20 protein-coding genes are annotated in these 26,514 nt (G+C 50.5%); 13 read left to right on the top strand and 7 right to left on the bottom strand.

Translation table 11 applies throughout. The annotated features are described in order from the left end of the window. Positions 1-127: 127 nt before the first annotated feature. Complete coding sequence (locus V5J77_RS26130; protein WP_338553707.1) at positions 128-3,895, top strand: S-layer homology domain-containing protein; 3,768 nt, start codon at positions 128-130, stop codon at positions 3,893-3,895. A gap of 139 nt (positions 3,896-4,034) precedes the next feature. Here the strand turns inward: V5J77_RS26130 and V5J77_RS26125 are convergent, their stop codons facing one another. Beyond that, on the bottom strand, positions 4,035-4,964 hold the full coding sequence (locus tag V5J77_RS26125) for a response regulator (RefSeq protein ID WP_338553706.1): 930 nt from the start codon (positions 4,962-4,964) through the stop codon (positions 4,035-4,037). A gap of 4 nt (positions 4,965-4,968) precedes the next feature. Further along, complete coding sequence (locus V5J77_RS26120) at positions 4,969-6,282, bottom strand: sensor histidine kinase (protein ID WP_338553705.1); 1,314 nt, start codon at positions 6,280-6,282, stop codon at positions 4,969-4,971. Positions 6,283-6,478: 196 nt separating this feature from the next. Between V5J77_RS26120 and V5J77_RS26115 the strand changes: the two genes are divergently transcribed. From V5J77_RS26115 to V5J77_RS26105, 3 genes are read left to right on the top strand one after another with little or no spacing between them, the layout of a single operon-like run. Then, on the top strand, positions 6,479-7,744 hold the full coding sequence (locus V5J77_RS26115; RefSeq protein WP_338553704.1) for a cation:dicarboxylase symporter family transporter: 1,266 nt from the start codon (positions 6,479-6,481) through the stop codon (positions 7,742-7,744). A 32-nt stretch (positions 7,745-7,776) separates the two neighbouring features. After that, positions 7,777-9,198, top strand: coding sequence for an aspartate ammonia-lyase (gene aspA / locus V5J77_RS26110; RefSeq protein ID WP_338553703.1), 1,422 nt, complete (start codon positions 7,777-7,779; stop codon positions 9,196-9,198). Positions 9,199-9,254: 56 nt separating this feature from the next. Further along, positions 9,255-10,682 (top strand): NAD-dependent malic enzyme, encoded by a 1,428-nt coding sequence (locus tag V5J77_RS26105; RefSeq protein WP_338553702.1) that lies wholly within the window; start codon positions 9,255-9,257, stop codon positions 10,680-10,682. 182 nt (positions 10,683-10,864) lie between these two features. On the opposite strand, the gene V5J77_RS26100 is transcribed toward V5J77_RS26105, so the two are convergent. The 5 genes from V5J77_RS26100 to V5J77_RS26080 form a co-directional block, all read right to left on the bottom strand. Next, on the bottom strand, positions 10,865-11,671 hold the full coding sequence (locus V5J77_RS26100) for a carbohydrate ABC transporter permease (protein ID WP_338553701.1): 807 nt from the start codon (positions 11,669-11,671) through the stop codon (positions 10,865-10,867). Next, positions 11,668-12,555, bottom strand: coding sequence for a sugar ABC transporter permease (locus V5J77_RS26095; RefSeq protein WP_338553700.1), 888 nt, complete (start codon positions 12,553-12,555; stop codon positions 11,668-11,670). Before V5J77_RS26095 ends, V5J77_RS26100 begins: the two co-directional genes overlap by 4 nt. A 90-nt stretch (positions 12,556-12,645) precedes the next feature. Continuing rightward, a complete protein-coding gene (locus V5J77_RS26090) occupies positions 12,646-14,022 on the bottom strand; it encodes an extracellular solute-binding protein (protein WP_338553699.1) in 1,377 nt (458 codons plus the stop codon). A gap of 175 nt (positions 14,023-14,197) precedes the next feature. Further along, positions 14,198-15,940, bottom strand: a complete 1,743-nt coding sequence (locus tag V5J77_RS26085; RefSeq protein ID WP_338553698.1) for a sensor histidine kinase — start codon at positions 15,938-15,940, stop codon at positions 14,198-14,200. 7 nt (positions 15,941-15,947) lie between these two features. After that, positions 15,948-17,504: a response regulator gene (locus V5J77_RS26080; protein ID WP_338553697.1), complete on the bottom strand. Its 1,557-nt coding sequence runs from the start codon at positions 17,502-17,504 to the stop codon at positions 15,948-15,950. 552 nt (positions 17,505-18,056) lie between these two features. On the opposite strand from V5J77_RS26080, the gene V5J77_RS26075 reads away from it, so the two are divergent. From V5J77_RS26075 to V5J77_RS26035, 9 genes are all read left to right on the top strand, one after another. Beyond that, on the top strand, positions 18,057-18,626 hold the full coding sequence (locus tag V5J77_RS26075; protein ID WP_338553696.1) for a Crp/Fnr family transcriptional regulator: 570 nt from the start codon (positions 18,057-18,059) through the stop codon (positions 18,624-18,626). Between the two features lie 29 nt (positions 18,627-18,655). Then, positions 18,656-19,495: an ABC transporter ATP-binding protein gene (locus V5J77_RS26070; protein WP_338553695.1), complete on the top strand. Its 840-nt coding sequence runs from the start codon at positions 18,656-18,658 to the stop codon at positions 19,493-19,495. A 4-nt stretch (positions 19,496-19,499) separates the two neighbouring features. After that, positions 19,500-20,192, top strand: coding sequence for an ABC transporter permease (locus tag V5J77_RS26065; RefSeq protein WP_338553694.1), 693 nt, complete (start codon positions 19,500-19,502; stop codon positions 20,190-20,192). A 27-nt stretch (positions 20,193-20,219) separates the two neighbouring features. Beyond that, positions 20,220-21,266 (top strand): ABC transporter substrate-binding protein, encoded by a 1,047-nt coding sequence (locus V5J77_RS26060; RefSeq protein ID WP_338553693.1) that lies wholly within the window; start codon positions 20,220-20,222, stop codon positions 21,264-21,266. A gap of 25 nt (positions 21,267-21,291) precedes the next feature. Continuing rightward, positions 21,292-22,212 (top strand): MBL fold metallo-hydrolase, encoded by a 921-nt coding sequence (locus V5J77_RS26055; protein WP_338553692.1) that lies wholly within the window; start codon positions 21,292-21,294, stop codon positions 22,210-22,212. A 276-nt stretch (positions 22,213-22,488) separates the two neighbouring features. Continuing rightward, positions 22,489-24,039: a tetratricopeptide repeat protein gene (locus V5J77_RS26050; RefSeq protein WP_338553691.1), complete on the top strand. Its 1,551-nt coding sequence runs from the start codon at positions 22,489-22,491 to the stop codon at positions 24,037-24,039. A 60-nt stretch (positions 24,040-24,099) separates the two neighbouring features. After that, positions 24,100-24,795, top strand: coding sequence for a response regulator transcription factor (locus tag V5J77_RS26045; protein ID WP_338553690.1), 696 nt, complete (start codon positions 24,100-24,102; stop codon positions 24,793-24,795). Next, complete coding sequence (locus V5J77_RS26040; protein ID WP_338553689.1) at positions 24,788-25,879, top strand: HAMP domain-containing sensor histidine kinase; 1,092 nt, start codon at positions 24,788-24,790, stop codon at positions 25,877-25,879. The genes V5J77_RS26045 and V5J77_RS26040 overlap by 8 nt, the downstream gene beginning before the upstream one ends. An 85-nt stretch (positions 25,880-25,964) precedes the next feature. Beyond that, positions 25,965-26,498, top strand: a complete 534-nt coding sequence (locus tag V5J77_RS26035; protein ID WP_338553688.1) for a VanZ family protein — start codon at positions 25,965-25,967, stop codon at positions 26,496-26,498. Positions 26,499-26,514 lie beyond the last annotated feature (16 nt).

Raw genomic sequence — 26,514 nt, 5'->3', positions numbered from 1 at the left:
TACGCGCTCTTTTTTGACGAAATTTATCATTTCTTGTTGAGTGTTTGTTGAGTCTTTGCAAAGAGACTCATTGCTATGATTTAGCAGGAGATTGAATCCTGTTGAATAAAGAAAGGGAGAAACCGCAATGAAACGTTACTTATCTCTGGTTTTGGCTGTGCTCTTAGTAGCGGGTCTCATGCCCGCGTATAATTCCGCGTATGCGTCTACTGCGCTGGACAACTGGACGGCGAGAACATCAGGCTCTACGGACACGATGTATGGGGTCGCTTACGGCAATGGTGTGTTCGTGGCAGGTGGAGACAAGATCGTCACCTCTACCGACGGCGTAACGTGGAGCGCCGTGACTTCTCCTCCGGGTTTTTCGTTCTTGGCGAGCGTCAGCTACGGTGGCGGCTTGTTTATCGGAGTTGGCTGGTCGGGCAATTTGTTCACTTCTCCGGACGGTACTACGTGGACGGGGCAGAGTTCCGGCACGTCTAGCGTGCTTCGGGATGCCGTATACGGGAACAATTTGTACGTAGTTGTAGGGGATAATGGGTACATTCTAACTTCCACGGATGGCGTAACCTGGACGAGTCGGGCTTCCAGCACCTCGTCTGCGCTTAATCGCATCACTTATGGCAATGGAAAGTATGTGGCCGTAGGTAATCAGGGTACAATTGTCACTTCGACGGACGGGATTAACTGGACAAGCAGCACCTCCGGCACAACTAATCAGCTTTACGGCGCAGCTTACGGCAACGGGGTATTCGTAGCGACGGGGTATGAAGAGCTTATTTTGACTTCTGCGGACGGCGTCACCTGGACGCAGCGTCAAAGAATACCAGGGACAGATCCGATGTTCCCGGCTGCATATGCATATTATCGGGCCATTTATGATAACGGCCGATTTATTGTGGCAGGGCAGTCGGGCAAATTGCTTAGCTCTTCCGATGGCATCAACTGGACGAGTCATAACATCGGTTACTCAGGGGGGTTATGGGGTCTGGCATCTGGCGCTGGCACCTACCTAGTGACCGGTCAGCAAGGGATAATCCGGCAAACAGCGTCAATGACTAACGCCGCAGCGCCGAGCATCAGCGGCCAGCCAGCGGTTCAGACAGCGAACGTTGGGGATACGAGTCCAACGCTATCCGTCAGCGCGTCGGTGAGCGATGGAGGTACGCTGAGCTACCAGTGGTACAGCAATACGACTAATAGCAATAGTGGCGGTACGCCGATTGCCGATGCGACGGACGCCGAGTACGAGGCGCCGACGGCAAGCGCGGGTACAATGTATTACTACGTCGTTGTGACGAATACGAACAATGGCGTGAACGGTATGCAAGCAGCCACGGCCACGAGCAGCCCTGCGGCGGTAACCATAAATGCGCTGGTAAACGCGGAAGCGCCAAGCATCAGCGGCCAGCCAGCGGATCAGACGGCGAACGTTGGGGATACGAGTCCAACGCTATCCGTCACGGCTTCGGTGAGCGATGGAGGTACGCTGAGCTACCAGTGGTACAGCAATACGACTAATAGCAACAGTGGCGGTACGCCGATTGACGATGCGACGGACGCCGAGTACGAGGCGCCGACGGCAAGCGCAGGTACAACGTATTACTACGTTGTCGTGACGAATACGAATAATGGCGTGAGCGGTGTGCAAGCAGCCTCAACCACGAGCAGCCCTGCGGCGGTAACCGTAAATGCGCTGGTAAACGCGGAAGCGCCAAGCATCAGCGGCCAGCCAGCGGATCAGACGGCGAACGTCGGGGATACGAGTCCAACGCTATCCGTCAGCGCGTCGGTGAGCGATGGAGGTACGCTGAGCTACCAGTGGTACAGCAATACGACTAATAGCAACAGTGGCGGTACGCCTATTGACGATGCGACGGACGCCGAGTACGAGGCGCCGACGGCAAGCGCAGGTACAACGTATTACTACGTTGTCGTGACGAATACGAACAATAGCGTGAACGGTGTGCAAGCAGCCTCAACCACGAGCAGCCCTGCGGCGGTATCCGTAAATGCGCTGGTAAACGCGGAAGCGCCAAGCATCAACGGCCAGCCAGCGGATCAGACGGCGAACGTCGGGGATACGAGCCCAACGCTGTCCGTCACGGCTTCGGTGAGCGATGGAGGTACGCTGAGCTACCAGTGGTACAGCAATACGACTAACAGCAACAGTGGCGGTACGGTGATTGACGATGCGACGGACGCCGAGTACGAGGCGCCGACGGCAAGCGCAGGTACAACGTATTACTACGTTGTTGTGACGAATACGAACAATAGCGTAAATGGAACAAAGACGGCGATAGCCACAAGCGGAGCCGCGAAGGTAACGGTAAACACGCCGCTGACCTTTACCGTTAGCTTCGACAGCAGCGGAGGCTCGTCGGTCAGCAGCCAGACGGTGAGTGATAATGGCAATGCGACGGAGCCAAGCTCTCCAACGAAGGCAGGCTATACATTCGCAGGCTGGTACAGCGACAGCAGCTTCACCCATGCTTTCGATTTCAATACAACCATTATTGAAAATACACTGCTATATGCGAAATGGGAGTCGGCAGAGACATTGCTGTCTAACCTGTCAACAGACGAGGGAGCTTTGACCCCGGCATTTTCAGCAGCGGAATTTGACTATCACATTGATGTAGCGAATACCGTCACGAGCCTCCATTTGGCTCTGAGCAAAGGAGACTCGAATCAAACTCTTGCGGTAACGGGCGCACAATATGTGTCGGTAACGGACAATGTATATTCTTATTACGCCCCGAATCTGAGCATTGGATTAAATCAGATTCAAATTGAGGTAACAGCAGAAAATGGTACAGCAAAAACTTATACGCTGTCCGTAAATCGCGCAAGCAGTGAAAATGCCGATCTGAGCGGATTAGCGTTGTCAAGCGGCGCACTATCGCCAGTCTTCACATCCGAAGCTACTTCGTACAACGTTAGTGTAGACAATAGCGTAACCAGTACGACTGCAACGGCAAGCGTATCCGATAGCCAAGCGACAATAACGGTGAATGGTACAGCGACCGCAAGCGGTCAAGCCAGCGAAGCGATTGCTCTTAACGTTGGCAGCAATGTAATCAGCATCCTTGTGACGGCGCAAGACGGCACAACGAAGCTTTACACGGTAACCGTAACGAGGGCGGGAGCATCCACTTCGACTAGTGGCGGCAGTGGGAACGGAGCAACATCAAGCCCCGTCGTTATACCGCCAACGCCAAGTCCGGCTCCAATTGATCCAAAGGTCAATGCTTTCCGTTCAGAGGTCATTAATGAGGAGGCCCTAATGAAAGCTGTCAGCGACTCAATCGCTGCCGCTAAGGACGAGAATGTCACTTTTAGTGACAGCTCCAATCATTGGGGAAATAAGTCGATCTCTATCGCGGTAAAGCTGGGTATTGTTAACGGCTATCAGGATGGCACGTTCCACCCGAACGCTTCGGTGACGAGAGCGGAGTTCGCGGCAATGATTTCCCGTGCCTTTGCACTGGAAACAGATAGCAAGTCGTCCATTTCTTTTAACGATACAGCCTCAAGCTGGGCATCAACCTACATTAACACCTTGGCAGCGAAGGGTATTGTGATGGGATATGTTGATGGAAGCTTCAAACCGGATGAAACGATCTCCCGTGCGGAGATGGTGGCAATATTAGCGCGCCTGCTTGATTTTAGCAAGCTGGCAGCAGGCAACCCAGCCAGCTTTGAGGATATTAACAACGATTATTGGGCGAAGGAAGTTATTCAACAGGCCTCCTCTGCCCAACTGATTCAAGGTGTATCTGCCCAACGATTTGAACCTAATACTAGCGGCTCTCGTGCTGAAGCCTTGACGATCATCCTCCGTGCCTTGGAGAGCAATAGCTCAATTAAGGAATTGATTCAAGGTATGGAATAGCCAATTCGCATGAGTGAAGGCGAAGCAGGATAAATAAATCCAAGTCGTTTTATGAAAACTCATATCTCCCCCGATATGAAGTTAATATCCCCCGATTCTCCCCCAATTGGGGGATATTTTTTTGAATGAGTCAGCTCTATTACCGCTGACTCATTAGCTTTTTAGCTTCAAAATAAAGCACTTGAATAAATTTTTTGGTGTTTTGCCTAATCAAGCTGGCTGAATCAGCTTCCTCACTCTCCAAATCCTTCATTCGTTTGCGGATATCGCTCAAATCAAAAAACTTGTTCGCGTATTGCTCGAACTTGGGATTCGCATAATCAAGCAACCCTAAAGAGGCCAAGTGGGTCAATGCCTGATTGACCGTCCGCCTAACCCGCTGCTCGGCGGCTTTGACCTCTTTCTTCAAGTCGGATGCCGAAGCGCCGGGGCCTAGCTTTTTCTGGGCAAGCTGCTGGTACGTTTCTTGAAGCGGAGGAAAGCCCTGCTCCAATGGATGCTCGCGATCATAACGGAACAAGTAGTCGAGCATCTCCAGTAGATCCTTGCAGCCGGATTCGCCGATTAGACCAAGGTCCGATAAAACGTAGTTACCGCAGGTGGTGATGCTTTTATCAGGAGAGGCCGCCTCTTGCTCTGTTAATGCGCCGCCTATGCCAAGGGAGCTGAGCGATTTTTGAATATCCCGAAGCGATTGATGAAGACGCAGCAGCTCGGAAACTTTGCGAATAACCGATATAAATTCCAAACGATTGACGGGCTTGGTAATATAGTGTTCAATTCCGAAGGAATAGGCTTTGCCGATCATATCCTTGGATTCCACTTGAGATAGCATGATGATTTTTCCCTTGAAGCTGCTTGTGATGGCTCGAACGGTTTCTATGCCGTCTCGAATGGGCATCAGCAAATCAATCAGCACGATATCCACCTGCTTGAGGGTGAGCAAAGTATGATCGACATACGCCCCGTCTTCCGCTTCGCCGACAACAATTCCTAAATCCTCATCCTCGATCATTTGCTCCAGCATGGAGCGTACGGCCGGGTCATCATCAATAATAAAGAAACGCATCGTTCTACTCCTCCTTTCCTATTTGACTCACAGGCAGCGTAATTGTGAAAATAGTATCCTCCTCATCGCTGCCAGCCTGAACCCGGACGGTTCCGAGCAGACGCTCTGTCTCCTGCTTGACGTAAGCAAGGCCAATGCCCGTAGAGGGAGTGCCGGCTTCATCATATTTCGTTGTATAGCCGGGCATAAAGATTTTCTCTCGATACTTGGGTGCAATGCCCGGGCCAGTATCGGCTACGCTAAAAACAACAGACTCCTGCTCCCGCGTAACTTTGATCCGAATCATGCCTGTTTCATTCAAGGCTTCAACGGCATTCACGACCAGGTTATTGAGCAAGGACAATGAAACGTATACGTGACACAAGGGAAAGACTCCCTCCATGTGCAGGGAGAAATCGATTTGCTTGCCGAGCGAGCGGGCATATTTCTCATTGGAGCGTAGAACAATATCGACTAATGCTTCTACCCGCATATATTCGCTTTCGTGCGTGATCAAGCCGGACAGTCCGGCGTAAATGCGTTGGTTGTCCTTTTTGATATCATGAACCTGTCCCGCAATTTGCAGCGCCTTTTGAGCCAGCTCTTCAAGCGGCGCGGGATGTTCAGCCTTTAACGATTGATAGAGCCCATAGCTGTCCCGAGCGATATTCTCGGCATTGTGCAGCGTTTTCTTCAATTGAATGGATTCCTCATACAGCTCCGAGATGAGCAGCAGCATCTTCTCATTTTCCTTGCGCGTCAGCTCCTCGGCCGCCCTCGACTGCCTTAGCATGACGAGATTGAATAAGGAAAGCACAAAGAAGCTTCGGAAAACCCCGATGAGCAAAATTTGATTCCAAGTGGAGAAGCTCACGACCTGCTCCGTAACCGAATAGCGCATCAGCAGCTCTGTGAGCGATGCGGCAATTTCAATGGTCACCCCTAATAAGCCGAGAATAATGGGGCGATTATGATAGCGATTCAGTCGTACAGCTCCAAATGCAGCCGCATAGATCAAATAGTAGAAAAATACCGGATAATGGTGCAGAAAAGCAGCGTCCCAGCTTCTTGCTGGTTCGATAGCCACCTCAAGCCCCGTGCGAAAAAAGGTAACCGCAGCGCCGACAAGCAGGCCGGAGACGAAGGGGGAAGGAAACCTTAGCCATAGTAAAAACAGAAAGAAGGTTGGCGTTCCCAGACTGACCCGAAAATCATTATGAAACGGATAAAAATTCAATTCCCCCGCAAGCGGCACCGAAACAACCATGAGCAGCAGCAAAAGCCATTTGTCCCTCAATGCTGCATTCCAGCCCCCTTTCTTGTATGACGTAACAGTCATTCGACATCATTTCCCATTTTCCTTCGTGAAAAGCGTCCTTTTGTCTCCTCATTATGCCGAAATTAATAAATTCTTATAACGAGTTTGTAGATTCGAATAGATTGGTGTAGCTTGCCCGTACAATGAGACCATTCAAGGAAACAGCTTAGACACATAAATGAAAGCGCTTAATAAACAATAGAAATGGGGATTAAGGATGAAAAAATTTGGATTGGCTTTTCAAATTTTAGCCGGCCTTATTTTAGGGGTTGCTGTAGGAGCCATCTTTTATGGCAATCCAACCATCGAAAGCTATTTGAAGCCAGCGGGAGATATTTTTATTCGATTGATCAAAATGATTGTCGTTCCGATTGTCGTATCCTCCTTGGTTGTCGGAATAGCTGGGGTAGGAGATATTAAAAAGCTTGGCAGACTAGGCGGGAAAACGATTCTTTATTTTGAAATCGTGACGACAGCCGCTATCGTTTTTGGCCTCATCATCGCAAATCTGTTCCAGCCTGGAGCTGGGGTTCATATGGATTCTCTGGCGAAATCGGACATTACGAAATACGTGGAGGCGACGAAGGAGGTAACCAGTCATAGCTTTATGGACACCTTCGTCAATATTGTTCCGAAAAACATTTTCGAATCCTTAGTTGCCGGCGATATGCTCGCTATTATATTCTTTTCCGTATTTTTAGGCTTGGGGATTGCTGCTATTGGGGAAAAAGGAAAGCCGGTGCTGGCTTTTTTCCAAGGCCTAGCTGAATCCATGTTTTGGGTCACGAATCAAATTATGAAGTTTGCTCCCATCGGCGTATTTGGCTTAATCGGCATGACGGTATCCAAGTTTGGCATCGCCTCTCTGATTCCATTGGGGAAGCTGGTACTAGCCGTATATGTTGGAATGTTCCTATTCGTGGTGCTTATTCTTGGCTTAATTGCGAAGCTGTGCGGAACAAAACTGATGTCATTCATTCTCATATTAAAGGATGAGCTCATTTTAGCCTACTCAACAGCAAGCTCTGAAACCGCACTTCCTAAGATGATGGAGAAAATGGAGAAGTTTGGTGTGCCGAAAGCCATCACCTCCTTTGTCGTACCGACGGGCTATTCGTTTAATTTGGACGGCTCGACCTTATATCAAGCGATTACGGCGATGTTTATTGCCCAGATGTACGGCATTCATATGCCAATCAGCTCTCAAATTATGCTGGTGCTTGTTCTGATGCTGACCTCTAAGGGCATTGCTGGAGTGCCGGGTGCCTCGTTCGTCGTATTGCTCGCCACGCTTGGGTCTGTAGGCATCCCGCTTGAAGGCCTTGCTTTCATTGCAGGGATTGACCGGATTCTCGATATGGCTCGTACCGTAGTGAATGTTATCGGAAATTCCGTTGCTACGGTTGTAATGGCGAAATGGGAGAAACAATATGATCAGAATAAGGGACAACAATATTTGGAGACGCTCAAAAAAAGCTCATAAGCTCATAAGCTCAAAACAAGGGGGAACGTCCAATGTCAGCTCATTTCAGAATCGAAAAGGATTTTCTTGGCTCTAAAGAAGTGCCGGAAGACGCCTACTATGGCATTCAAACGCTGCGAGCAGTGGAAAACTTTCCAATTACCGGCTACCGCATTCATGAAGAGTTAATTCGTGCGATGGCTATCGTTAAGCATGCGGCGGTTGCAGCGAACATGGAGATTAGACAGCTGAACCCGGACACTGGAAGAGCGATTATGCAGGCAGCGCAGGAAGTGATCGACGGCAAATGGCATGAGCAATTTATCGTAGATCCAATACAGGGTGGAGCAGGCACATCCATTAATATGAATACGAATGAGGTCATTGCCAATAGGGCGATCGAGCTGCTCGGAGGAACGAAAGGCGATTATTTTAAAGTCAGCCCCAATACGCATGTGAATATGTCCCAATCGACTAACGATGCCTTCCCAACGGCCATTCATATTGCAGTGCTCGTATTAATTGAGAAGCTGCTGGCGACGATGGAGGAAATGCTGGCGACGTTTCGAGCAAAGGCGGTGCAGTTCGATGGCATTATCAAGATGGGACGGACGCATCTTCAGGATGGTGTACCGATTCGTCTTGGGCAGGAATTTGAGGCATACAGCCGCGTTCTGGAACGCGACATCAAGAGAATTAAACAAACGCGCGGCCATTTGTACGAGGTGAATATGGGGGCAACAGCCGTCGGAACGGGTCTCAATGCCGACCCTCGTTACATTAAGCGCGTCGTGGAAATGCTGGCTGAAATTAGCGGGCTGCCGCTTACGAATGCCGAGCATTTGGTAGACGCTACGCAAAATACGGATGCTTATACAGAGGTGTCCGCTGCGCTCAAAGTATGCATGATTAATATGTCCAAGATTGCCAATGACTTGCGCTTGATGGCTTCCGGGCCGCGTGCCGGATTCGGGGAATTGAATTTGCCCGCCCGTCAGCCGGGCTCGTCCATTATGCCGGGCAAGGTTAATCCGGTCATGGCAGAGGTCGTTAATCAGGTGGCGTTTCAGGTTATCGGCAATGACCACACGATATGCTTGGCATCGGAGGCCGGTCAGCTAGAGCTTAACGTTATGGAGCCTGTGCTTGTATTTAATTTGCTCCAATCGCTCAGCATGATGAATCAAGTGTTCAAGGTTTTCAGAGCTCATTGCTTGGAGGAAATTGAAGCGAATGTGGAGCGCTGCAAAGAGTATGTGGAGAAAAGCGTCGGCGTTATTACTGCGCTCAACCCGCATCTTGGCTATGAGGTTGTAGCGAGAATTGCACGCGAGGCCATTTTGACAGGCCGTCCCGTTCGTGAGCTATGTCTGCTTTATAATGTGCTGACGGAAGAGGAGCTCCAAATCATTCTCGATCCGTATGAGATGACGAACCCGGGAATTGCGGGAGTGGAGCTTTTGGACAAAAGATAAAAAAGCAATGCCCACCATTCAATTGACTGACGATTAATTAAAAAGGAGAGATAAACATGTCCATCACAAACGGCGCAAGCACGTATATGATATTTCGGCTGCAAATCGACAAGGAGCTCACCTCGCTCGGCGATATCGCCGCTGCGATTGAAAGGACAAGCGGGGACATTGTTGGCATAGACGTTATTTCGTCGGGTCGTACGAGCACCGTCCGCGATATTACCGTCAACGTATCCGATCAGGCACACAGCAAGCAAATTGTTGAAGCACTGGAGAGGCTGCAGGGCGTTAAAGTCATTCATGTTTCCGATCGCACCTTCCTTGTCCACTTGGGCGGGAAAATCGAAATCGCCTCCAAAATACCAGTGAAAAATCGGGATGATTTGTCACGGGTCTATACTCCCGGCGTTGCTCAGGTTTGTACAGCTATTGCTGAGCAGCCGAGCAAGGCGTATTCGCTGACGATCAAACGCAATACGATCGCCGTCGTGTCCGATGGGACGGCTGTACTTGGACTTGGCGACATCGGTCCGATGGCGGCTATGCCTGTCATGGAAGGAAAGGCGATGCTGTTCAAGGAATTTGCGGGAGTGGACGCTTTTCCAATATGTCTGGATACGAAGGACACGGAAGAAATTATCCGTATCGTCAAGTCCATCGCTCCCGCATTCGGAGGCATCAATTTAGAGGATATTTCGTCACCGCGCTGCTTTGAAATCGAGGAGCGTCTGAAACAGGAATTGGATATCCCTGTTTTTCACGATGACCAGCACGGAACGGCTGTCGTTATTTTGGCTGGCCTGCTGAATGCACTCAAAATTACCGGCAAGCAAATGTCGGATATTAAGGTCGTTGTGAATGGTATCGGGGCAGCAGGCATTGCTTGCTCGAAGATGCTTCTAGCCGCAGGCGTGCGCAATTTAATCGGTGTGGACCGCAAAGGCGCCATTCATGGAGACAAGCATTATGACAACCCGCATTGGGCGACGTTTGCCGAGCTAACGAATCCGAATCGGGAAGCGGGCAGCCTTCCCGACGTCATTAAGGGAGCGGATGTATTTATAGGCGTTTCGGCTCCGAATATTCTCAAGGTCGAGGACGTCCAGTCCATGGCGAAGGACCCCATCGTATTTGCCATGGCGAACCCGGTGCCGGAGATCGACCCGGAGCTGGCGGAGCCTTATGTTAGGGTGATGGCAACCGGACGCTCCGACAAGCCGAACCAGATCAACAATGTGCTGTGCTTCCCGGGCATCTTCCGCGGCGCGCTCGATTGCCGGGCGAGTGAAATCAATGAAGCGATGAAGCTTGCGGCCGCACAGGCAATTGCATCGGTTGTGACGGATGAGGAGTTGAGCGAAACGTATATTATACCGAGCGTATTCAATCAGAAGGTAGTAGAAAGAGTAAGAGAGGCAGTTATAGAAGCGGCCTATCGTACGGGCGTTGCCCGCAAAAGATTAAGAGAATCAAGTAAAGAATGAATGGAGCCACCTGCCAGCGAGGGGGCAATGCTGAGCCCAATTAGCTCGAAATGATTTCGATAGTAAGGGACCTGAACAAAAGGAATGCTTGCTTTACGCGAAATAGGCTCTCCTTATAGCAGGCAGGTTTGTCATAAAACCTGTTGCTATAGGTAGAGCCTGTTTATTTTGCCAATAAGGGTCTAGCCTTTTACCGCACCTGCGGTTAAGCCCTTCATGAATGTTTTGGAGCCAAGAATAAATAGGATGAGCACGGGAATCGTCGTCATCGTAAGAGCGGTCATTCGTGCCGCATAATCGGTCCGATGCACAATGCCCAGGTTGGAGATGAAGATCGGGAGCGTGTACCACTCGGATTTATTAATGGTGACGAGCGGCAGCAAATAGTTATTCCACGACCATAGGAACACGAGAGTTGCGAGCGTCGCAAGACCCGGCTTTATGATGGGCAGTACGATCCGAACGAAAATGCCAGGCTCCGAGCAGCCGTCAATTCGCGCGCATTCGAGCAAGTCGTTCGGAATCGAATCGCGCATGAATTGGATCATGAAAAACGCACCAAACGGGAATGCCGCCCAGACGAGAATGACTGGCCACAGCGTGTTGCCTACTCCGAGATGTCTCATTTCGATAATATATCCGATCAACCCGACTTGGGTCGGTACCATCATCGTAATAATAACGAACGTCTGGAGCAGCTTCCGTCCGCGGAAATCAAACTTCGCTACAGCATAGCCGATAAGGGTGCTTGTTAATGTCGCCAAAGCGACGGACGCAATAGATACGAGCAAGCTGTTTCCATACACCTTTAGAAAATCGGCCTGTAGTACGGTTCTCAGGTTTTCAGCTAAATAGCTGCCCGGAAGAATAGGAATCCCCTTGAATAGATCCTCGCTGTAATGCGTTCCCATAACGATCATAATATAAAATGGGAATAGCGAGAGCAGGGAGATGACAATTAAACAAAACCACATGCTGGCTGCTTTCATCGCTTGTCCTCCTTAGGTGCTGTGAGTTTGTAGCTTAAAATGGAGAATAATACGATGAGCAAGAACAGCGAATAGGCAATAGCTGAAGCATAGCCAAACCGCGTGTTGGAACCAAATGACTCATCCACAAATTTCCAAATAATCGTTAGCGCTGTATTGTCAGGGCCGCCAACCTGCGCCGAGCCGGACCATCCGCCATAAAGCAGCTTCGGTTCATCGAATAATTGCAAGCCGTTAATAACGGATGTGACGACGAGAAAGACGATAATGCTCCGCAGCAGAGGCATTGTGATTTTACGGAACGTATGAAGCCCTGTTGAGCCGTCCATTTTAGCCGCCTCGTATACATCTTGCGGTATGACCGTCATGCCAGCCATGAAAATAATCATGAAATACCCGAGATTGCGCCAGATGACCATTAGAGCAATAATCGCCCGGGAGCCCCATGGGTCCTGAAGCCAGTAGAAGGCTTCATCCAGCAATCCAACCTTCGTAAGAAGCAGGTTCACCAGGCCCGTCTGCCAGTCAAATAGGTAGGAGAATATAAAGCCTATGGCTACCGGTGTCGTAATATATGGCAATACATTGATTGTCTGAAATAATCTCTTGCCACGCGTCAAATGGAAGGTCCAATACGCCAGCGTGAGTCCTAAAATCAAGGTTAAGGGAATAAACATCGCCATCATGATTAAGGTGTTCCACAAGGATTTAATAAACAAAGGGTCGTTCGTCCAAAGCTGTACATAGTTTTTAAAGCCGACGAATGTCTTCTCGCCTATGCCATTCCAGTCATGCAGACTGAGCAAGAATGAGTATAGGACTGGATACAATTGAAATGCCGCATACGTCAGCACGAAAGGCAGGGCGAAAAGATAGGGCCACATGCGTGGCCCCCATCTGCGTTTGCTGGATGCGGCGGAAGTGTTGGTAGTTATGCGTTCCGCATTCACGGTCATCCCTCGTTTTCCCCAAATTTACTTAACGGTCGCATCCGATGCCTTGTTCTTCGTTTCCTGAATGAACTTCTGCAGCGCAGAGTCGGCGGTAACCGATCCATCCTTCATCCATAGCGGATAAAGGGCGTTGAACACAGAGTCTACGACAGAATCGTATTTGGACTGTGCTTCGCCTTTCATATCGGGAACGATATTTTCGACAAAATATTTTGCGAGATTTTGGCCGCCGAAAAATTCGTCATAAGGTCCTGGCGCGTCGATGAGCGCTTTTTGGGTTTCGTAGAATGATTTGGTGCTGGTCATATTGCCAAAGGTTTTAAAATTGTATGCTGAGCCTTCCTCGGACAAGTAGGCATATTGGATAAAGGCCCAAGCCGCATCCTTCACCTTGCTGTCCTTATAAATGCCAATTGCTGTTCCACCGCGGGTGAAGCCGCCCTCTGGCGCCTTGACGAGACCCCAGCGTCCCGAGCCATCGGGATCATTCGCTGAAATATGCCATTTGGCTCCCCATGGTGCCATTGGGTAGAACATGAACTCGCCTTTCGCCATGGAGGCCGACCAAGCGGGAGTCCACAATTCATTTTTGCCGATAATGCCAGCGTCACGCATCTCAAACAAGCGGTTCAAAGGCTTTTGCAGCTTGCTCGTCAAATCAATTTCTGTGCCGTTTACGTAGGAAGCGAAGTTCTGACCTTTCAAGGCGAGGAAGGCGTCGCCCAGGCCGGGGAACATGAGCACCTTATCAGCGCTCTTCTCTTTAAGCTCCTTGCCGGCAGCGATGAAATCATCCCATGTCGAAATCTTTTTCTCTAGCTCAGCCGGGTCGTCCGTGCCCCAATATTGCTTCGCCAAATCTCTCCGGTACGCGAAGCCTGCGGGCGTTAGCGATTGATCAACGGCAATGACTTCACCCTTGGAATTAGAGACGTAAGGCACGACGTAATCCATAATCGTACTTTTATCGAAGTGATATGGTGCTGCTTCAAGGTTGTCAAGCACACCAAGGTCAAACAGCTTGCCGCGGTAGGCCGACTCTCCAAGAATGACATCGGGAACGTCAGAGCCGGAAGCGATGCCGCTTTGCAGCTTCTGCAAGTAATCGTTCGGATTAACGACGGTAACTTCGACTTTAATGTTCGGATATTTTTTATTAAATTCTACGATCATGCCCTTCTGGAACGCTTCATCCCAGTCCCACACCTTTACGGTGCCGCTAATCTGTGTCGGATCGGTGCTGGCCGCAGTCGATGCCGCAGGAGCAGCAGTGCCTCCGTTGTTGCCCGTACTATTGTCTCCAGTTGTGTTGCCGCCGCCACAGGCTGCAAGCAGCCCAGTCAGCATCATTACAGATACGAAACCGCCCACCCATTTGCTCTGCTTTTTGATGTTCACGTTGGTGAGTCCCCCTAAAGTAGTTTTGTAAGTGCTTACATTATTATCGTAACTCAGGACCCCATTAGCCGGTAATTAGCCAAAACGGCGATTTCGTATAATATCCGGCGATCATAACAAGTGGTTTACGATACGGAAGGCTTGCGCCTTGCCGCCAGAGGATAGCGAGATCCGTTTACGCCCGGTCTATCCAGGGAAGCTTCATGCGTATCAGGGTGCCTTGGCCCCGTTCACTAGATACTTCCAGACGAGCCGATGCGCCAAAATGGGTTTGCAGCCGCTCTTGGATATTAGACAATCCGATTCCTCTCGTACGCTCCGGCTCTTGTCCCGCCTGTCCCATGTGCATCCTCCAGCCTTCCTCGGGAACCGTCATACCTTGTCCGTCGTCTTCCACCTCCAAGACAAGCTGTTCTCCGTCCCGGTAGGCCCGCACAATAATCGTGCCCTCCTCTAGCTCCGACGGAATGATGCCGTGCACAATCGCGTTCTCCACGAGCGGCTGAAGCGCCATTCGGGGAACCGAACGATCAAGCAGTGCTTCGTCGATCTCCCAGACGAGCCGGAATTGGCCGGGATAACGCGTCTGCTGGATAACCGTATATTTGTCGATGATCTGCTTCTCCTCCGAAAGAGGTGCGCGTACAGCCCCCTCCCCCGTCTTAATCGTATTTTGCAAAATGGAGATGAGCGCCTGCGTCACCTCGGCCGCTTCGGTCCCGCGATTGGCATGGGACAAGTAAATGACGGTATTTAAGGAGTTGTACAAAAAATGCGGATTGATCTGAGCCATCAATAAGTCGATTTGCATTTGCCGCTTCACGGTTTCGTTCTGGACGGCAGTGTCCATCAGGCTTTTCAAGTCTCTGACCATCCGATTGAAGCCTGTGCCAATAATCTCAAGCTCGTCTCCGCTGCGAATATGGACGCTTGTCCCGAGATCGCCGACCGCAACGCGCTTCATCGCATTCGTCAGCCGGATCAATGGCTTCATCAAATTGACAATAATGGGCAGCATGACGACCATTGTCACCATAATAGCGGTAACGATGATAAGGATATAGAAAAAGAATACGCGATTAATTTTCATAAATAATTTGCTCTTAGACAGCAAAGCCGCCTGTTTCCAGCCCTGATTCATGGCATCGTCCATTAACACAATCGTGCGGGCGTCCTCCGCGAACGGCTCGCCGGCTTGCAGGACGCTCTTCATGAACGACCGATCTGCCTCCGGCAGCTTATTATTGGCCTCAAGCAGCAGGGCGCCCGAGCCGGTAAACAGCTCGATTTGCTCGAAATCCTGAGCGCTTTGCAAAAAGACGTTAGCTAATTCGGAATAGGCGATATCAATAACAAGATAGCTTTCCTCATGCGACTCCTGCCCAAGGGGGCGGTATTTCAACACGTAGCTAAAAACCTGACGGTTGCCGCTAATAAAAAAGAACGGATGCGGCTCGCTGTAAGCGGCGCGTGAATTTTTCATTTTCACAAACCATTCCTGCTTCAAGTACTCGGAGAAATAATCCTCATAACCGCTATAGTTGGAGTAGGTTTCCTCCTTCGGCGTAACGATCACGACGTTCAAAATGAAATTGCTGAGCGCCACAAACCGCCCTAGCTTCTCCTGCACCGCTTGCTTGCGAAAGTAATTCACCTCAATGTCCTCGCTTGCTGGCGCATTAATGAGAGCAGCTATTTCCTCGTCGGACACGATGTACTCCGCTGTCTTAACGACCTGCTCCTGAATTTTATTAAGCTGAAACGAAATTTGCGCGAGCTTCGTCCGGCTGTCCTTAATCGACTGCTCGCGAATAATATCCTTGGCGTAGTCATAGATGAAAAAGCCGCTAAGAATAAGCGAAATGGAAACGACGAGAACGGTACTGGCGATAATCTTGGTGCGTATCCTCATGCGCATTGTAGGGTCACCTGCGTTTCTCCATATATTCGAGCGGGGTCATGCCCGTCAGCTTGCGGAAGACTTGGCTGAAATACTGCCCATTGCGGAAGCCGACCCGGTCGGCAATTTCATAAACCTTGAGGCTTCCTTCATCCAGCAGCTGCTTGGCTTTATCCATTCGGATTTCTGTAAGCCGGTCGAGCGCTGTCTTGCCTGTCTCCAGCTTGAACAAGTGGCGGAAGTGGTCGCGTGAAATGCCAAGCTGCCGTGCGAGTGTGTCTGCGTCTAGCTCGGGATCGCCGTAATGCCGCTCCATTTGCTCCAGTGCTTGGCGCACTTTACGGGATATTGTTGGCAGTCCGGCTGACAGTTGCGCGAGCGTATTCAACTCTTGCAAGAACCAATCTCGTATACCCGCAAGCGAGGACCAATCTGCATCAGTGCCCGGGCCAGCAGCCCAAGTGTCCGTTAGAGATGGCAGTCCGCAAGTGGAGCGATAGCGGTTCAACATGCTGAATAGCTGCCGACATAGGTCCGCGAGCCCGCTGGCATCCTTTGCTACCGAAGCTAGCGAGAATAGAGCCGAAACCTCGCGCGCGGCTTCTTCATATTGGCTATCCGACAGCCGTTCCTTCGTCTTCCTGAGGCCATCCTCCCACTCCAGCTGCAAGGGAGCCTTCTCTTCCTCACGCTGAAGCTCGTTCAATCGAAACAGATGATTGGGGCTATGAAACATGGCCTGTGACAGCCATTTCAAAGCTTCAGCCAATTTTCCGGGAACGTCCGCCCGATTCGGCAAACCGTATGCCATCGCTATGGATGCCGGGCGGCCTGTCAGCTGTTCGATCATACGCCGTGCCTCGGCCGCTTTTTCCTCAAGCAGCTCTCGCATCTTGCTCTCGCCCCTGCTGCTCTTATCTCCATAGATGAGCACAAAGCAGCTTTCCAGGAAGGGGATCGCCGCTAATAGGCCGGAGTCTCTTGCATCGGGCCACTCCGTCGGCCAAATCGGTTTAATTGACATTACGTCGGGCAGTATTGGCATCATACGAACAGGCTCAAGCACGAGCAGATGAAGCCGATCGAACGCCTCGGACAAGCCCGCTGTCGCCGTCCTCCACTGCGTGTCCGACAGAGGCCTTCCGCCGAGCCAATCAACAAGCAGTCTGCCGCGATCATTTTTCTGAAGCCGCCTATCGCTCTCAATCTCCTCCCTTAAGCCGCCGAGCTCTCGCTTGACTGTTTCCGCGTCCATCTCATGCTTAATCCAATAGTTGGACACGCCCAGCTTGAGCGCTTCTTTGGCGTACTCAAATTCCTTGTGGGAGGTAAGCAGCACGACTTTCAGCGCCAGTTCCTCTGCCAGCAGCTCCTTGCTAAGCGCCAGCCCATCCTTGCCGGGCATGACGATATCCATAATAATCAAGTCTGGGCGATGCTCTCTCGCCAGCCGTATGACTTGAGACGGCTTGCTCGCCGTGCAGACGATCTCGTAACCGAGCTGCGGCCACGAGATTAGATTTTTCATATGCTCAATCGCCAATACCTCATCATCCACGAGCATCACTTTAACCGCGTTCATCTGTTCCCTGCCTCCATACTTCTTAATGCTTAAAATTTATCATTCTTCTGCGCCATGCATCTAAATGGAATTGAGTCTTTCTCTTTCAAATTCTTTTTCTGTGCAAAATAATTTCCTGATGCCCCATTGCATTCATGGAGGGCAAGTAAATGACAGATGATCTGAGGACCCAAAGGTATTCTTAGAAATGGACTAACTTTCGCCAAGTATACGACGAAAACCTGAGAATTTGTATTTTTAATATGACCGATCCTCGCTAGCGTTGTATAAAAACTAGTCATTCAGAAGATCTGTCACTACCATCTCCAACAAATAAACCAATGATACGTCTTATATTTTGTCGGCTAGCCGACTTTTTTTGTTTTAAGCCATGAATTATAATTGTAAATACCGATAGGCAAACTTTGAATTAGCCAACAGCTAGAGAAGGGTGGAACGACGATGGACCATGATGGTATGTCCTCCTATTGGGAAGGAACTGTAACGGATAACGGTGAAGCCGAGCAACTCGCGTTAGCGAAGCTCTTCCAGGAATTTGGTGCTTCTCGCGGCATGAAGAAGAACTCCTTTATCTTCAGGAGCGAGGAAGAAAGTCAAGAGATCTATTTCGTCCAGGACGGACTGGTGAAGATCTCGCAGTTTGCGCAAGAGGGCCAGAGCATTACCTTGTTCCTGAGGCACAAGGGCGAGGTGTTCGGTGCGGCCGAGGTGCTGACGGGGCAGAAGAGACAACGTTACGCGCGATGCATTACGGACAGCCAAATTGTCTCGATTCCAACCTCCCAATTCACCAGCTTGCTGAGGAGATATCCAGATGCACTCTACGCGCTAACGGTAGTCAACGCCCGTCGTCTGCTGCAGACACAGCGTTACGTAGAGACGCTCATCTCACGGCCGGTTGCCTGGAGGCTGGCTCAACTGCTAATGCAGCTCGGAGTTCGTGAGGGGAAGGAGACGGTCGTCACGCTTTCGCTTACCCATGAGGAGATCTCCTATGTCATCGGCTGCAGCAGGCAGACGGTTACGGAGACATTGGGTCGATGGCGGGAGGAAGGCATCATTCGCTATGAGAAGAAAATAGTTGTCATTCAAGATACCAACAAGTTCCAAGAGCACTTGTAACGATGTGGAAAGCCATGGGGGGCGGGAGCATGATTCGTGTAGATGGAGTAGGTAAGACGTTCGCGCAACGGGGTAGAGCGGGCTATACTGCGTTGGAAGACATTGACTTCGAGATAGGAAAGGGAGAGTTCGTCTCCATCCTCGGTCCTTCCGGCTGCGGCAAGTCCACATTGCTTAACTTGGTTGCAGGGCTGGAGCTGGCGGATCACGGCAGAGTAGAAGCAAACGGCAAGGAAGTCACGGCCCCAGGGCCTGATCGGATCGTCGTATTCCAAGACCATGCACTGTATCCTTGGCTTACCGTGCTGGAGAACGTCGCATTCGGCCTTAAGCAAAAGGGAATTAAAAAGAAGGAGCGCCGCGAGCGAGCCATGGAGCAGATCCGGGCTGTCCATTTGGGGAAGTTCGCGGATCGCTATCCTCACGAGCTGTCGGGCGGGATGAAGCAGAGGGTGGCGATAGCGCGGGCGCTCGTCATGGACCCGGAGATTTTGCTCATGGATGAGCCATTCGCTGCACTGGACGAACAGACTAGGCTGCTGCTGCATAAGGAATTGGAGCTAATATGGCTGAACACGCGGAGGACCATTCTGTTCATCACGCATAACATTCGGGAGGCGGTCATCCTGTCGGACAGAGTGCTCGTCATGTCTACCCGGCCGGGACGGATTAAGAAGGAGTTCCGCGTGCAGGCAGCACGGCCGCGGGAGCCTGGCGACTCACTTCTGCACCATATCGAGAGTCAGATTATGGATACGTTGGCCGCTGAACTGGAGAAGGTGGCGAAGGAGGAATATGGCAATGACTACACTTTGGAGAAAAGCCCTCTTTCTCATTCTACTGCTAATAATCTGGGAGACGGCATATAGGACAATGCATTGGGGCTGGCGCTTTCCATCGGCGCTGCAGACCGTGCAGACATTCTACGATGGGATGGCAAATGGGCAGCTGCTCGAAGCGATGCTTAGCAGCTTGAGGCGAATCCTCATCGCGTTCGTCCTCTCATGCGGCATCGGCATGACACTCGGCGTCTTGTTCGCTCGGAGCCGGCTGCTGGACGAGACGCTCGGATTTGTCGTCGTCGCTCTACAGACGGTGCCGAGCATCGCTTGGTTGCCTTTCGCTATCATATGGTTCGGGCTGAACGACTTCGCCGTTTTGTTCATCACGACGATTGGGGCGACGTGGACGATGACGATTGCTAGTCGGAGTGGGATCAAGAACATTTCTCCAATTTATCTGAAGTCGGCGGAGATGTTTGGAACAGGCCGAGGGTTCCGACTCTTTTACCAAGTGATGATCCCCGCAGCCATACCACAGCTCATTACGGGCATGCGCATGGCCTGGGCGTTCGCCTGGCGGGCACTCGTCTCCGGTGAGCTCATTGCGCGCGGCATCGGTTTGGGGCAGCTGCTGGAAGAGGGGCGAAGCCTTGGCGACACCTCTCTTATGCTCTGCATCGTACTCGTGATCGCGATTCTCGGTACAATCTCCGACCACCTCGTCTTCAAGCGAATAGAGGAACGGATCTGGACCCAGTACGGTCTGAATGCTGCCAAAACGTAAGCTTATCAAGGAAAAGGGGAATGATGCATGTTTAGAAGAGTGGCTTATTCGAGTCTTATGATCGTCTTGATTCTGACGCTGCTGTCCGGCTGCGGTACCTCTGGCTCGGGGAGTAACGGAAGCTCCAAGCCAGTCGACCCCATTACGGTGCGGATCGGCTTGCTCAAGAACGTGACCCATGCTCCGGCCTTCGTAGCAATCAAGAAGGGCTATCTGCAAGACCGTCTTGGCGCTAATGTGAAGATCGAAGTACAGGGCTTTAATAACGGCTCCGACTTCTCGACTGCTATGGCGACAGGCCAGATCGACATCGGCTACGTCGGGCCAAGCCCGATAATCAACCAATATACAAGGAGCAAGAACATTAAGATTTTGTCAGGAGCGAACAACGGCGGCGCCGTGCTAGTGACGAGGAAGGGCTCCGGCGTGACGAGCGTCAAGGACTTGGCGGGCAAGCTGGTCGCCATCCCGACAAAGGGGAGCACGAATGAGATATCTCTGCGTCTGCTTCTTCAGGAGCATGGCCTGGAGGTGTCTACGGACAATAGCGGAGTTCAGCTTATTGCGATGGCTCCAGCGGATACGCTGACGGCCATGAAGCAAGGACAGATAGAAGCGGCGTTATTGCCGGAGCCATGGGGTACGCAGATCGAGAACGAAGGCATCGGTAATATCGTCGTCGAGTGGGATCAGATTCCGCCGAATAAGGGGAATTATCCACTTACGATTATCGTAACTAGCGACGACTTCCTGAAGGAACATCGGAATTTGGCCAAATCCGTTCTTCTGGCCAACGAGGACGCAATCAAGTTTATCAAGGATAGTCCAGAGGACACATATTCTCTCGTTAGCGACGAGTTGAAGGAACTGACGGGCAAGGGCTTGGACGCCGAATTGATCAAGGCCACACTGTCTCATCTCAATCTGACGATGAACATCGACCAAGATTCCTTGAAGATAATGGCGCAGGTGGCGGTCGATGCCGGCTATATCAAGGGAGTCGGAGCAGATGGCCTCGATCTGGCAGGCTTGTACGATTTGTCGCTGCTGAAGGAGACGCAGGAAGGCAAATAAAACGAAGAAGAGAGGACTGACAGCGATGCATATCCAGCCACAAATGAATTTGAGGCCAGACTACCACCCAGATCTGACCGTCGTTCTGCTCGGGACGGGTTCTCCCCGTGCCTTCTATGGTCGAGCGAAGCCCGGAGCCGCGGTGCTCGCGGGAGACAAGACGTTCCTCGTTGATTGCGGGGGCTCTACGGTGGACCAACTAATCAAAGCGGGCATCATGCCTCAACGGATATCCGATGTCCTGTTCACCCATCACCATTACGATCATAACGGAGGATTCTTCGACGTGTTCATCACGAGTTGGCGCACGCATATTACCGCAGAACGCGTCTTCGAAGGTCGTTCAGTGCCCATGCAAGTGTACGGACCAGAGACGACGAAGGAGATCATCGGTAAAATGCGGGAGTCCTTCGAATTCGACGTCAAGCTCCGAATCAGCTATAATCTGTCGGATGAAGCGGGCTCGCTAATCGAGTATACGGAATGCAATGAGGGAGTTGTGTACGACAAGGACGGCATCCGAATTACGGCCTTCGAAGTGGACCATCGCCCTGTCTATCCGGCCATCGCTTACAAGTTCGAGTATAACGGCAAGACGGTCGTTATATCAGGCGATACGATTCCTGTGGCCAATACGGAGAAACAAGCGACCGGGGCAGATCTGCTCGTTCACGAAGCGTACAACAAGTCGTGGCTTGACGCCTTGACCGCGCAATATCCAAAGCATGAGAAGGCGCTGTCAAACCCCGCGAAGTATCATACGACGACGCTGGAAGCGGCTGCAATCGCGCAACGGGCGGGAGTCAAGCATCTCGTGCTCACGCATCACATTCCCGCGCCAGAGGCGAATCCAGAGGCTGAGCAAGCGTATATCGAGGGGATGGCTGGCATTTACGCCGGCCCGATCACTGTAGGTCGCGACTTGATGGTCTTCGAATTAAAGTAGCGGACATAGGACTTATTGAACCTGAATAATAATTTTATCCATTTAGAGTGGGGCGCCGGTTTGGGCGCCCTTTTTTTGTACGGCAAACGGACTATTGATGGTTGTTGCCCTTTAACTTAAAATATCGGCGCTGCTCCCCCCTGAGCAGGTTGCGACGGCGTACTTGAAAGGGATGTGCTATCATAAAAAGGGATATTATGAAAATAAGTCATGTGCGAGCAAGTAAGCTGAAATACAATGTAACGCAATAACCTTCAGAAGGCAGGATTCATATAAATGACCGTTAACGATACAAAGCGCTATCGCTTCAGTGAAGCTCCAATCTGGCATCTCCAAAGGGAATATTTCGAAGAAGCAGGCATGAAGGCTTGGAATAATGATCAAGTCCCTCAGTATATAACGAGTAATCCGATGATTGCTTCGGCCTATGCCGAAATGATATTTGGGCTGCTTCAGGATCGGGCCAATCAGGGGAATCGCTCAGAGCCCGTATTCATTGTGGAGCTAGGGGCAGGAGCAGGCCGTCTTGCCTACCATGTGCTGCAAGAGCTGTGCCAGTTAAGAGACTATGCGGGGATAGCCCTCCCCCCTTTCCGCTATATTATGACCGATTTGGCTATGAAAAATGTTCTGGCCTGGCAGGTGCATCCTGCCCTGCAAGCTTTTATCGCGGAGGGCTTGCTGGATTTTGCGCGATTTGATGCGGTTCATGATACGTCGTTAAGCCTTGCCGTGTCAGGTAGAACGATTAGAGAACAGGAGCTAGAGCAGCCGTTAATTATTGTCGCCAACTACTTTTTTGACAGTATTCCACAAGAGCTGATTTATGTAGGCGACGGCCAAATATACGAGGCGGATGTTTTTGTCGAATATCCTGACAATTGGGATGCTCTTAAACCAGCCGAGCTATTGGATCAACTCGCCTTGCATTACGAGCACAGGCGGGCGCCCGAGTATGAGCAAGACGACTATCCTTACCGCGATGTCATTGCCGTCTATCAAGAGCAGCTGGAGGATTCACATATTTTATTCCCTGCTGCTGGTCTCACCTGCTTGGAGCGCTTGAATCAATGGTCTCAGGCAGGGTTTCTATTGATAACCGCTGACAAAGGCGACCATCTGCTGGATAACTGGAAATTTGCCGAGCCGCCAGAGCTGTTCCTGCATGGCAGCTTTTCATTGACCGCCAACTACCATGCGATTCAGCATGTTTTTGAGCAAAGGGGGGCTCAGGCGTTATTTCCTCCCCACCATTATAAAAATATAAATGTCGGCTGCATTGTCCATATGGATCAACCGCTGGCATACGCGAATACTAGATTAGCCTATCGCCGAGCTGTGGAGCGTTTTGGCCCTGATGAGTTTTTTAGCATGAAAATGTGGGTCGACCACAATCTCGCCAGCATGGAGCTGCAACCATTGCTCGCCTTTTGGCGTTTGGGTGGATATGATGCGGAGTTTTTCATTCAGAGCACGAAGCAAATTGCCAGCCTGCTGCCGGATGCAAATGACAAAGAATTGCAGGATCTGCTAAGAGGCATTCAGCTGATGTGGTCGTCGTATTACGTCATGGAGCAGCGTTATGACTTGGCGCTTGATGCGGGCTTGCTGCTGTTTGAGATGGAAATGTACGAGGAATCCAAGCAGTTTCTTGAAATATCGGTGCAGCAGGAACAGGAAGAGGTTGTTTCAACCGTATTTTATTGTCTCGCTATTTGCTGCTTTGAGCTGGAGCTCGGCGAGCAAGCATTGGGTTATATTCAGCAATTTCTGGAGCTTGAGCCGGATCATGAAGAGGCGTTGGCGCTGCTGGGGAGATTTGAATAACAAGCGTCGGCTAAAGTTGCTGATCATTATTTTTTAGGAACAGTTGGAGGTGGCTGGGTTTTGAGGCGTATTACGATTTTGGTCGCGGATGATGAGGTGGAAATCGCGGATCTGGTTGCCTTGCACCTGCAAAAAGAAGGTTATTACATTATAAAAGCATCCAATGGGAAGGCAGCTATGCAAGCTGTGCAATCGCAGACGATTGATTTGGCTATTTTGGATATTATGATGCCGGAAATGGATGGGTACGAGGTCACTCGTAAAATCCGGGAGCAATACCATCTGCCGATTATTTTCTTGAGCGCTAAAACCTCCGATCTGGACAAGATCACAGGGCTTGTTATGGGGGCAGACGATTACATGACTAAGCCCTTTAACCCAATGGAGCTGGTAGCGCGCGTCCATTCACAGCTCCGCAGGTCGCTGCAATTCAATCAGCCAGCCGTCATGAATAAAGCGGTGCTGGAACTGGGCGGACTCGTCATTTCACCCGACCAGCATAAAATCACCCTGTACGGCGCGGACGTCGAATTAACGCCGAAGGAGTTCGACATTCTATATTTGCTAGCGAGCCACCCGAAACAGGTGTTTAGCGCGGAAAGCATTTTTAAACAGGTGTGGGGCGAGGCTTACTATGAGAGCGGCAATACAGTTATGGTCCATATTCGCACGCTGCGCAAAAAACTCGGAGAAGATACGACCAAGCGAAAATTCATCAAGACGATCTGGGGCGTAGGGTACACGTTCAATGATTAAGAGCAGACGAAGCTTTCGGACCACGATGATTATGCTGCTGGGCTTAAGCATGCTTTTATCCGGTGCGATTACATATGGCGTTTATAAGATGCTTCAGCTGTATTATGTCGATGTCCGCGAAGGGGATCGACTGGCGCTGTACCGGAGGATGATGAGGGAGGTTGGGGATATTTATGTATTCCTCATTCTTTTCATCCCGCTGGCTATTGTCTTTTTCTTCTGGTTTACAAAGCGTTATGGGACTTATTTCAATGAAATTTCTAAGGGAATCCGCCATCTGGCTAATGGGGAATTCGCTAATCGGGTTCAGATCTCCTCAAACGATGAGTTCAGCAGCATTGCGGAGGATTTGAATATGGCCAGCGAAAAGCTGCAAGCGGCAGTTGAAAAAGGGGATTTTGCTGAAAATAGCAAGGATCAGCTGGTTGTGAATTTGGCGCATGATCTTCGAACGCCGCTGACCTCAATTTTGGGATATTTGGATTTAATGGTGAAGGATAATCAGCTAACCGATGAGCAGATCAAGCATTACACCGCAATTGCCTTCAACAAATCACAGCGTCTGGAGAAGCTGATTGATGGGCTATTCGACATTACGCGGATGAACTATGGCAAGCTGCCCGTTGAGAAAGGGTCTATCGACCTCAGCGAGCTGCTCAGGCAGCTGAACGAGGAGCTGTATCCTGTTTTTGAGAAAAATCATTTAACAGCCCGAATGGATGTGGCTCCCGAGCTGTATATGGATGGCGACGGGGAGCTGCTGGCCCGTGTATTCGAGAACTTGCTGACTAATGCCGCCAGACACGGCAAAGAAGGCCTCTACGTGGACATTAATGGACGCCTTGATGCGGGGGATGTAGTCATTCAAGTCGCTAATTATGGAGGAGAAATTCCTCCTGAGGATTTGCCGCATATTTTCGAAATGTATTATACCGGCGACCGGTCTCGGGCGCATCAAGAGGGCGGCACGGGCCTCGGGCTGTTCATAGCCAGAAATATTGTAGAGCAGCATGAGGGAACCCTCACGGCCGAGAGCAATGTGGTGCGGACGGTATTTGAGGTGCGAGTACCTGCTCGCTCATAATTTAAGAAAAACTTTAAATTTGTCCCGCTTTTTTTTAACTAGTTTTCTCTATCCTAGAAGTATAAGGCAAGGGGAGGGCGCATTGATGACGAAGCGGGGCATGTTTATAGGGTCGCTGTTTGTTGTGTATCTGTTTTTATTATTTAAAGTTATTTTGCTCAAATGGAATGCCATTGGTCTCGAAGCTTTGTGGTATCATTTCAAAACGTTTTTACACCACCCGTATCTGATTTACGAGCGCCAAGCGAATCTAACGCTATTTGATGAAATTTCAAGGGATCTTAATGAATTATCGCTCTCGCGTTTCTCCGGCACTACCTTGTTTACGAATTTAGTTGGCAATACGCTGGCCTTCATTCCGTTTGGTGTTTTTATTGCTATGCTAAGCAAACTCCAACGGGGATTAGGTATAAAAATATTCGTGCTGTCCCTCCTGTTAAGCTTGTTTTTTGAATTCTCTCAGTTTTTCTTAGGTATTGGCATCTTTGATGTGGATGATTTGTTGTTAAACACCGTTGGCGGAATGGTCGGATACATCGTCTGGAAAGTCATTACAATTGGCGTGAAGGTACTCCAGCCCGCAACGGCGAGAGGATTAAAGAGAACTTCTCATCCATGAGCATATACGAGCATAC

The organism is Paenibacillus sp. KS-LC4 (genome assembly GCF_036894955.1).
In the GTDB taxonomy this organism is placed as follows: Bacteria; Bacillota; Bacilli; order Paenibacillales; family Paenibacillaceae; genus Pristimantibacillus.
Note: the sequence above shows the minus strand (reverse complement) of the source record. Positions and strands in the feature narration are given on the sequence as shown.

Coding starts and splice junctions, on each gene's coding strand:
- V5J77_RS26130 (WP_338553707.1), top strand. CDS start 128: ATGAAACGTTACTTATCTCTGGTTTTGGCTGTGCTCTTAGTAGCGGGT.
- V5J77_RS26125 (WP_338553706.1), bottom strand. CDS start 4,964: ATGCGTTTCTTTATTATTGATGATGACCCGGCCGTACGCTCCATGCTG.
- V5J77_RS26120 (WP_338553705.1), bottom strand. CDS start 6,282: ATGACTGTTACGTCATACAAGAAAGGGGGCTGGAATGCAGCATTGAGG.
- V5J77_RS26115 (WP_338553704.1), top strand. CDS start 6,479: ATGAAAAAATTTGGATTGGCTTTTCAAATTTTAGCCGGCCTTATTTTA.
- aspA (WP_338553703.1), top strand. CDS start 7,777: ATGTCAGCTCATTTCAGAATCGAAAAGGATTTTCTTGGCTCTAAAGAA.
- V5J77_RS26105 (WP_338553702.1), top strand. CDS start 9,255: ATGTCCATCACAAACGGCGCAAGCACGTATATGATATTTCGGCTGCAA.
- V5J77_RS26100 (WP_338553701.1), bottom strand. CDS start 11,671: ATGAAAGCAGCCAGCATGTGGTTTTGTTTAATTGTCATCTCCCTGCTC.
- V5J77_RS26095 (WP_338553700.1), bottom strand. CDS start 12,555: ATGTGGCCCTATCTTTTCGCCCTGCCTTTCGTGCTGACGTATGCGGCA.
- V5J77_RS26085 (WP_338553698.1), bottom strand. CDS start 15,940: ATGCGCATGAGGATACGCACCAAGATTATCGCCAGTACCGTTCTCGTC.
- V5J77_RS26080 (WP_338553697.1), bottom strand. CDS start 17,504: ATGAACGCGGTTAAAGTGATGCTCGTGGATGATGAGGTATTGGCGATT.
- V5J77_RS26075 (WP_338553696.1), top strand. CDS start 18,057: ATGAAGAAGAACTCCTTTATCTTCAGGAGCGAGGAAGAAAGTCAAGAG.
- V5J77_RS26070 (WP_338553695.1), top strand. CDS start 18,656: ATGATTCGTGTAGATGGAGTAGGTAAGACGTTCGCGCAACGGGGTAGA.
- V5J77_RS26065 (WP_338553694.1), top strand. CDS start 19,500: ATGCATTGGGGCTGGCGCTTTCCATCGGCGCTGCAGACCGTGCAGACA.
- V5J77_RS26060 (WP_338553693.1), top strand. CDS start 20,220: ATGTTTAGAAGAGTGGCTTATTCGAGTCTTATGATCGTCTTGATTCTG.
- V5J77_RS26055 (WP_338553692.1), top strand. CDS start 21,292: ATGCATATCCAGCCACAAATGAATTTGAGGCCAGACTACCACCCAGAT.
- V5J77_RS26050 (WP_338553691.1), top strand. CDS start 22,489: ATGACCGTTAACGATACAAAGCGCTATCGCTTCAGTGAAGCTCCAATC.
- V5J77_RS26040 (WP_338553689.1), top strand. CDS start 24,788: ATGATTAAGAGCAGACGAAGCTTTCGGACCACGATGATTATGCTGCTG.
- V5J77_RS26035 (WP_338553688.1), top strand. CDS start 25,965: ATGACGAAGCGGGGCATGTTTATAGGGTCGCTGTTTGTTGTGTATCTG.